This window comes from Roseateles sp. P5_E11 (assembly GCF_054049355.1).
This window is the reverse complement of sequence record NZ_JBFUMO010000362.1, coordinates 1-6,021: the sequence shown is the minus strand read 5'-3', so window position 1 is coordinate 6,021 and position 6,021 is coordinate 1. Positions and strand designations below refer to the sequence as shown.

Below are 6,021 nucleotides of genomic sequence, written 5' to 3'. Positions count from 1 at the left end.
GCGTGATCGCGTTGGGCAGAGCGTAGATGCCTTTGCGGCGGGGGCGGACGGCGAGGCTGGGCTCGTCGTCCTCGGTGGGCTCGGGAATCATGGGCGGCAGGATAGCTCAGGGGGCCCTGCTTCGGCATTCGCGAAGGCCTAGCATGCAGTGCGCATCCACTCCAACTCATGACCATGAAACTGATCGAGGTCCGCACCTACAAGCTCAAACCCGGCTGCGCCGAGCGCTTCGTCCCTGCGGTACAGGCTGCGCTGCCGCTGGTGCGCGCCAGCGGCATGGACATCGTGGCCTTTGGGCGCTCGGACCATGAGCACGAGAGCTTCTTCCTGATCCGCGCGTTCGACAGCCGGGAACAACTGGTCGCGCAGCAGGACGCCTTCTATGGCTCGGCTGCCTGGCGAGAGGGGCCGCGTGCGGCACTGGTGGACTGCCTGGACGACTATCTGAACACGCTGCTTTGGCTGCCCGATGAAGCCGTCGAGGCGCTGCGAGCCCACAACGGCATGCCATGAGCACACTCGACCGCTTCGTTCAGGCTCAGCAGGGGCGGTACGAGCAGGCGCTGGCCGAGCTCAAGGCCGGCCGCAAGACCGGTCACTGGATCTGGTTCGTGCTGCCGCAGTTGCGCGGGCTGGGGCGCAGCGCCATGGCGCATGAATACGGCATCGCAGGCCGCGCGGAAGCCGAGGCCTATCTCGCCCATCCGGTGCTGGGCGCGCGGCTGCGTGATTGTGTGCAAGCCATGCTGGCTCACGAGGGCAATTCGGCCGAGCGCATCCTGGGCGACGTGGACACGATGAAGTTCAAGTCCTGCCTGACCTTGTTCGAGTCGGTGGCAGGCGAGCCGGACCACCTGTTTGGACGGACGCTGGAGAAGCTCTACAACGGGGAGCGGGATGGGGCGACGTTGAGACTGCTGGCCGGCGGCACGCGGATGTGATTCACGAGCCGTGATCCTCACATCGTGAGCTGCGGCCAGTCCCTGTTTCCGGCCCAGGCCTGGCTGGCGTCGAACGACTCCGGGCAGATGGCAAGGAAATAGCCCTGCGTGAAAACGCCTGACTGCTCCTGCGCGACCGGATGGTGCGGCACGTCGTCGTCCGTGTAGCCCGTCGGGCCGCTGGCTGAGGCCTTGGTGCCGACCGGTGGTTTGGACTTTTGGTAGTCCTCCATCACCACCTTCCCATTGTATTTTTCCGCGAACAGCCAGTGATGCATCGACCCATAGACGAACACCTGGAACTGGGTACCGTCGGGATACTTGCCCATCTGCGCCTGCATCTCGCCATCCAGCGCATACGTCTTGCTCTTCAACGGGTCGGTGTCGGCCACCCCGTCCTGGACGACCTTGTAGCGGATGCCATCGGTGCCAGCCTCCGCGTTGCGGCGCTTGGCCTCAGAAACCATCAGACCGCGCGTACCGCGCAGTTGTGCATCCCCCGAGACGTCCTCGCCCGGCACCTTGTCCGAGGCCTTGGTCATGAAGTTCTTCAGGCTCTCCAGCCGCCACCAGATCTTTTCGTCCTGCATGGTCCCGTAATCGGCGATCAACGTTTCAAGTCGCCGCTGCACTTCGGCGTCCACAAGCTCCTTGTCCTTGGTCTTCCACGATTCATCCAGCCCCGCCCGGATGTCGGGGCCGAGCTTGTCGCGGATCATTGCGTGCACCAGCGCCGTCGTCGTCTGCCCCGTGATCGCACCCATCGTGCAGCACAGGCAGTTCGTTCCCGCATCGCCAGACCGCCCTGCCCCGAGTTCGTCTTCTGCCTTTTTCGAGTTGGGGCCAGCCGAATTCAGGCCCGCGATCGGCCGCCTGGCACGCAGCATGGCCAGCGCCTCGGACCCCGGGTTGCGCGGCGGCTCAAGCAGCACGGCGCGCGCCTTCCTGGTCTTGCMCTGAATCTCGTTTCTGTTCGCCACCAAAGGCCCGCGGCCTGTGAAGGGCACCAGCGCGGGCAGCACGACAAACCGGGCAGTGACAGCCATCAGGTCGCCACTTCGAGCGGTGAGCGTGACGCCCTGGGCCGCCTCGGTGAACTGCACCTGCGCATCGGCGACGCCGCGAGCAAAGGCACTGGCCGGCAGCGTCACGTCGCCGGACAGCTTACCGTCAGAGGACAGGACGACATCGGTGGCGACCGCGTCCATCGGCCCGCTTGCTCCCATCACCGTGACCGTGAGCCGCAGTGGCACGTTGGCTTCCGCGGCCACGACCCGGCCGCCACCACGTGCCTCGATCTTCAAGGACACGGCACCGGGCGCAACTATTTCATCGACGACGACCTCGGTGCTCTTGATCGACTCCAGCACCTCGCGCACAGCGGTCGTTTCAGGGAGCGACTTGTCCAAGATCAGGCACCTCCACAGTTGAACGTCGGCGCAGGCGCGCCTGCCATCACCAGCCTTCGTGACGGAAAGCAGCGGATCGGTTCCCCAACAAAAAAGGCCGGCGCCCCTCGGCACCGGCCTTTCAATCCGTTGAGAACGGGCTGGCGATCAGTTCTTCGCCTTGTCCACCAGCTTGTTGGCCTTGATCCAGGGCATCATTTCGCGCAGCTTCTCACCGACCTGCTCGATGGGGTGCTCGGCCGTCAGGCGGCGGCGGCTGATCAGCGTCGGAGCGCCGGCCTTGTTCTCGAGGATGAAGCTCTTGGCGTATTCGCCCGTCTGGATGTCCTTCAGGCACTGGCGCATCGCGTTCTTGGTGTCTTCGGTGACGACGCGCGGGCCGGTCACGTACTCACCGTACTCGGCGTTGTTCGAGATCGAGTAGTTCATGTTGGCGATGCCGCCTTCGTAGATCAGGTCCACGATGAGCTTGAGCTCGTGCAGGCATTCGAAGTAGGCCATCTCGGGGGCGTAGCCGGCTTCCGTCAGCGTCTCGAAGCCCGCCTTGATCAGTTCCACGGCGCCGCCGCACAGCACGGCCTGCTCGCCGAAGAGGTCGGTCTCGGTCTCTTCGCGGAAACTGGTCTGGATGATGCCGGCCTTGCCGCCACCGTTGGCTGCGGCATAGCTCAGGGCCAGGTCACGGGCCTTGCCGGTCTTGTCCTGGTAGATGGCGATCAGGTGGGGCACGCCGCCACCCTGGCGATACGTGTTGCGCACCGTATGGCCGGGGGCCTTGGGAGCGACCATCCAGACATCCAGGTCAGCGCGCGGCTGCACCTGGCCGTAGTGGACATTGAAGCCGTGCGCGAAGGCCAGCGACGCGCCCTGCTTGATGTTGGGCTCGACCTCGTTCTTGTAGACGTCGGCGATCTGCTCGTCGGGCAGCAGGATCATGACCACGTCGGCCGATTTCACGGCGTCGGCGATCTCGGCGACCTTGAGGCCCGCGCCTTCGGCCTTGGACCAGGACGCGCCGCTGCGGCGCAGCGCGACGGTGACCTTGCAGCCGCTGTCGTTCAGGTTCTGCGCGTGGGCGTGGCCTTGTGAGCCGTAGCCGATGATGGTGACGTTCTTGCCCTTGATGAGGCTGAGATCGGCGTCCTTGTCGTAGTAGACGTTCATGATGGGTCGCTCCAGGAAAAAACTGTGGTGTGTTGGGGTGAAGGCGGATCAGACGCGCAGGATGCGCTCGCCGCGGCCGATGCCGCTGGCGCCGGTGCGTACGGTTTCGAGGATGGACGCACGGTCGATCGCATCGATGAAGGCRTCGAGCTTGCCGGCGTCGCCGGTCAGCTCGATCGTGTAGGTCTTCTCGGTCACGTCGATGACGCGGCCACGGAAGATGTCGGCGGTGCGCTTGATTTCCTCGCGCTCCTTGCCGACGGCGCGCACCTTGATGAGCATCAGCTCACGCTCGGTGTAGTTGCCCTCGGTCAGGTCGACCACCTTGACGACCTCGATGAGGCGGTTCAGGTGCTTGGTGATCTGCTCGATGACCTCGTCGCTGCCCGTCGTCACGATGGTCATGCGCGAGAGGGACGGGTCTTCCGTCGGCGCGACGGTCAGGCTCTCGATGTTGTAGCCGCGGGCTGAGAACAGGCCGACGACGCGCGACAGCGCACCCGGCTCGTTCTCGATGAGCAAAGCAATGATGTGTTTCATGGGTTCTTCGTCCTTCGCGCTCTTCAGTGCCGCTGGCGGTAACCAGCGGACCTTGGCTGCGGGTTCGAGTGGAGTGGATCGCTGCGGGTGTCGGACTGCTTGCGCTTTTCAGCGGCAACCCCGGCTGGCGCGGTAACGCCAGCCAGAGCTGCCGATTTCAGGCGCTCACAGGTCTTCCGATCCCAGCAGCATCTCGGAAATGCCCTTGCCCGCCTTGACCATGGGCCAGACGTTCTCGGTCGGATCGGTGCGGATGTCCAGGAAGACGGTACGGTCGGTCAGGCGCATCGCTTCCTTCAGCGCGGGCTCGACGTCGCTGGGCTTCTCGACCAGGATGCCGACGTGGCCATAGGCCTCGGCCAGCTTCACGAAGTCGGGCAGCGCGTCCATGTAGCTGTGCGAGTAGCGGCCGCCGTAGTCCAGCTGCTGCCACTGCCGCACCATGCCCAGGTAGCGGTTGTTCAGCGAGACGATCTTGACCGGCGTCTTGTACTGGAAGCAGGTCGACAGCTCCTGGATGCACATCTGGATGCTGCCTTCGCCGGTGATGCAGAACACATCCGACTCCGGCTTGGCCAGCTTGATGCCCATCGCATAGGGCAGGCCCACGCCCATGGTGCCCAGGCCGCCGGAGTTGATCCAGCGGCGCGGCTGGTCGAACTTGTAGTACTGCGCGGCCCACATCTGGTGCTGGCCGACGTCGCTGGTGATGTAGGTGTCGCGGTCGCGGGTCAGCTTCCACAGYGTGTCGACGACCATCTGCGGCTTGATGACCTCGTCCGAGCCCTTGTAGACCAGGCAGTCACGGCCGCGCCATTCATTGATCTGATTCCACCATGCGTTGACGGCGTCCGCATCCGGCTTGGCCTGCGCTTCCTTCAGCTGGGCGATCAGCTCCTGCAGCACGTCCTTCACGTCGCCGACAATGGGAATGTCGACGCGCACGCGCTTGGAGATCGACGAGGGGTCGATGTCCACGTGGATGATCTTGCGCTCGACCGAACCGAAGTGCTTGGGGTTGCCGATGACGCGGTCATCGAAGCGCGCGCCCACGGCCAGCAGCACGTCGCAGTGCTGCATKGTCATGTTGGCCTCGTACGTGCCGTGCATGCCCAGCATGCCCAGGAAGCGCGGGTCGGTGCCGGGCATGGCACCCAGGCCCATCAGCGTGTTCGTGCAGGGGAAGCCCAGCATGTCGACCAGTTGGCGCAGCTCCGCCGTGGCTTCACCCAGGATGACRCCGCCGCCCGTGTAGATGTAAGGGCGCTTGGCCTGCAGCAGCAGTTGGACCGCCTTGCGGATCTGGCCGCTATGGCCCTTCTTGACCGGGTTGTAGGAGCGCATTTCGATGCGGTCCGGATAGCTGAACGTCGTCTTCGCGAGCGACACGTCCTTCGGAATGTCCACGACGACCGGGCCGGGGCGGCCGGTACGGGCGATGTGGAAGGCCTTCTTCAGCGTCAGCGCCAGGTCGCGCACGTCCTTCACCAGGAAGTTGTGCTTGACGATGGGGCGCGTGATGCCGACCGTGTCGCACTCCTGGAAGGCGTCCAGGCCGATGGCCGCGCTAGGCACCTGACCCGTGATGATGACCATCGGGATCGAGTCCATGTAGGCCGTCGCGATGCCGGTCACGGCATTCGTGACTCCTGGGCCCGAGGTGACCAGCGCCACACCGACTTCGCCGGTCGCCCGGGCAAAGCCGTCGGCGGCGTGTACGGCCGCCTGCTCGTGGCGCACCAGCACGTGCTGGATGCTTTCCTGCTTGTAGAGGGCGTCGTAGATGTAGAGCACYGCGCCGCCGGGGTAACCCCAGAGATGGCGCACCCCTTCGGCCTGCAGGCAGCGAACGAGGATCTCGGAGCCATTGAGCTCCGCGGTGGAATTGGGGGATTGGGAATTCGGCTGCGCCAGGGCGGCGCGCTTGATATCCGCGGCAGACATGTCCATTTTTAGAACCTTTGTGA

6 protein-coding genes are annotated in these 6,021 nt (G+C 64.7%); 2 read left to right on the top strand and 4 right to left on the bottom strand.

Features of this window, described 5'->3' with window-relative positions; genetic code table 11:
* Nucleotides 1–168 precede the first annotated feature (168 nt).
* Together ACXJKR_RS21910 and ACXJKR_RS21905 are read left to right on the top strand one after the other, a co-directional pair.
* The gene (locus ACXJKR_RS21910) at nt 169–513 is read left to right on the top strand and encodes an NIPSNAP family protein (protein WP_457324615.1); all 345 of its coding nucleotides are present in this window, start codon (nt 169–171) and stop codon (nt 511–513) included.
* Nucleotides 510–941, top strand: a complete 432-nt coding sequence (locus ACXJKR_RS21905; protein ID WP_457324614.1) for a DUF1810 domain-containing protein — start codon at nt 510–512, stop codon at nt 939–941. Before ACXJKR_RS21910 ends, ACXJKR_RS21905 begins: the two co-directional genes overlap by 4 nt.
* 17 nt (nt 942–958) lie before the next feature.
* Here ACXJKR_RS21905 and ACXJKR_RS21900 read toward each other — a convergent pair whose 3' ends face one another.
* The 4 genes from ACXJKR_RS21900 to ACXJKR_RS21885 all read right to left on the bottom strand — a co-directional run bounded on the left by ACXJKR_RS21900 (nt 959) and on the right by ACXJKR_RS21885 (nt 6,004).
* Nucleotides 959–2,350, bottom strand: a complete 1,392-nt coding sequence (locus tag ACXJKR_RS21900; protein WP_457324613.1) for a hypothetical protein — start codon at nt 2,348–2,350, stop codon at nt 959–961.
* A gap of 147 nt (nt 2,351–2,497) precedes the next feature.
* Nucleotides 2,498–3,514, bottom strand: a complete 1,017-nt coding sequence (ilvC, locus tag ACXJKR_RS21895; protein WP_056198273.1) for a ketol-acid reductoisomerase — start codon at nt 3,512–3,514, stop codon at nt 2,498–2,500.
* A 48-nt stretch (nt 3,515–3,562) separates the two neighbouring features.
* Complete coding sequence (gene ilvN / locus ACXJKR_RS21890) at nt 3,563–4,054, bottom strand: acetolactate synthase small subunit (RefSeq protein ID WP_056198275.1); 492 nt, start codon at nt 4,052–4,054, stop codon at nt 3,563–3,565.
* 165 nt (nt 4,055–4,219) lie between these two features.
* Complete coding sequence (locus ACXJKR_RS21885; RefSeq protein ID WP_056198277.1) at nt 4,220–6,004, bottom strand: acetolactate synthase 3 catalytic subunit; 1,785 nt, start codon at nt 6,002–6,004, stop codon at nt 4,220–4,222.
* Nucleotides 6,005–6,021 lie beyond the last annotated feature (17 nt).